Source organism: Streptomyces sp. NPDC126503, assembly GCF_040302405.1.
Classification (GTDB): Bacteria; Actinomycetota; Actinomycetes; order Streptomycetales; family Streptomycetaceae; genus Streptomyces; species Streptomyces gulbargensis.
On sequence record NZ_JBEORS010000057.1, the window covers coordinates 1 to 2,030 of the forward strand.

The 2,030-nt window shown below is 72.0% G+C and carries 3 protein-coding genes; all 3 read left to right on the forward strand.

The window, feature by feature from the left end; translation table 11 throughout:
* The coding region (locus ABTY40_RS30790; protein ID WP_157849844.1) for an acyl-CoA dehydrogenase family protein at window positions 1-96 on the forward strand (96 nt) is incomplete at its 5' end.
* 29 nt (window positions 97-125) lie between these two features.
* Window positions 126-911, forward strand: a complete 786-nt coding sequence (locus ABTY40_RS30795; protein ID WP_352062512.1) for an electron transfer flavoprotein subunit beta/FixA family protein — start codon at window positions 126-128, stop codon at window positions 909-911.
* A gap of 38 nt (window positions 912-949) precedes the next feature.
* Window positions 950-1,906: an electron transfer flavoprotein subunit alpha/FixB family protein gene (locus ABTY40_RS30800; RefSeq protein WP_352062513.1), complete on the forward strand. Its 957-nt coding sequence runs from the start codon at window positions 950-952 to the stop codon at window positions 1,904-1,906.
* Window positions 1,907-2,030 lie beyond the last annotated feature (124 nt).

Sequence of the window (2,030 nt, forward strand, 5' to 3'; positions counted from 1 at the left end):
CCCGTCGAGCGCATGATGCGCGACGCCAAGATCACCCAGATCTACGAGGGCACCAACCAGGTTCAGCGCATCGTGATGGCCCGCAACCTCCCGTAGCACCCACGACCTCTGGAAGGAGACAGGCCGTGACCCTGAAGATCGCTGTCTGTGTGAAGTACGTCCCCGACGCGACCGGCGACCGCGGTTTCGCCGACGACCTGACCGTGGACCGCGACGAGGTCGACGGGCTGCTCTCGGAGCTCGACGAGTACGCGGTCGAGCAGGCCCTGCGCATCTCCGAAGAGGCGGACGACGCCGAGGTCACCGTCGTCACCGTCGGCCCCGACGACGCCAAGGACGCGCTGCGCAAGGCGCTGTCCATGGGCGCCGACAAGGCCGTGCACGTCAACGACGAGGCCATCCACGGCTCCGACGTCATGGCGACCTCCGCCGTCCTGGCCAAGGCCCTGGAGAAGACCGGCTTCGACCTGGTCGTCTGCGGCATGGCCTCCACCGACGGCACGATGGGCGTGCTGCCCGCGCTGCTCGCCGAGCGTCTGAGCCTCCCGCAGATCACCCTGCTCTCCGAGGTCTCGGTCGAGGGCGGCCTCGTCAAGGGCCGGCGGGACGGCGACGCCGCCACCGAGCTCCTGGAGGCTCCGCTGCCGGCCGTCGTCTCGGTCACCGACCAGTCCGGCGAGGCCCGTTACCCCTCCTTCAAGGGGATCATGGCCGCCAAGAAGAAGCCCGTCGAGGAGCTGGAGCTCGACGACCTGGACATCGACGAGGCCGAGGTGGGCCTGGCCGGTTCCTGGACCCTGGTGGACTCGGTCGCGGCGCGCCCGGCCCGTACGCAGGGCACGATCGTCACCGACGAGGGCGACGGCGGCAAGCAGCTCGCCGCCTTCCTCGCGGCCCAGAAGTTCATCTGACCGACCGTCAGCCAGACACCACTCAGGAGCAACGAATCATGGCTGAGATCCTGGTTCTCGTGGACCACGCCGACGGTGCGGTCCGCAAGCCGGCCCTCGAACTCCTCACCCTGGCCCGCCGGCTGGGCGAGCCCACCGCCGTCGTGCTCGGCGCGGGCGAGGCCGCGGCGTCGATCGCCGCCACGGCCGGGGAGTACGGCGCGGCCACCGTGTACGTCGCGGACGGGGCCGAGTTCACCGAGCAGCTCGTCGTGCCGAAGGTCGACGCGCTCACCCAGATCGCGAAGGAGAAGGAGGTGGCCGCCGTCCTGGTGACCTCCTCCGGCGAGGGCAAGGAGATCGCGGCCCGGGTCGCGCTCCGCCTCGGCTCCGGCCTCATCACCGACGCGGTCGAGCTGGAGGCCGGCGAGAAGGGCCCGGTCGCCACGCAGTCCGTCTTCGCCGCCTCGTACCAGGTGAGGTCGACGGTCTCGCACGGCGTCCCGGTCATCACCGTCAAGCCGAACTCCGCCGCCCCGGAGGCCGCCCCGGCCGCCGGCACGGTCGAGAACGTCACCGTCGCCTTCACCGGCAACGCCGCCAGGGTGGTGTCGCGCACGCCGCGCGTCTCCAGCGGCCGCCCCGAGCTGACCGAGTCCGCGATCGTGGTCTCCGGCGGCCGCGGCGTCGGCGCCGCCGAGGGCTTCGGCGTCGTGGAGAAGCTGGCCGACTCCCTCGGCGCGGCCGTCGGCGCCTCCCGCGCCGCGGTGGACGCGGGCTGGTACCCGCACTCCAACCAGGTGGGCCAGACCGGCAAGCAGGTCTCGCCGCAGCTCTACGTCGCGGCGGGCATCTCCGGCGCGATCCAGCACCGGGCCGGCATGCAGACCTCCAAGACGATCGTCGCGGTCAACAAGGACCCGGAGGCCCCGATCTTCGACCTGGTCGACTACGGCGTCGTCGGTGACCTCTTCGAGGTGCTGCCGCAGCTGACGGAGGAGATCGGCGCGCGCTGACGCGGCGCCGCCGGTCCGGTGCCCCGCCCGGAAGACCGAGGACGGCCGGCCGCTCGCCGACTTCCTCGGTCAGGTGTGGTCGGGTCCGAGTCGCGCCTGGCTGGTACGGGGGCCGCACTCGGCC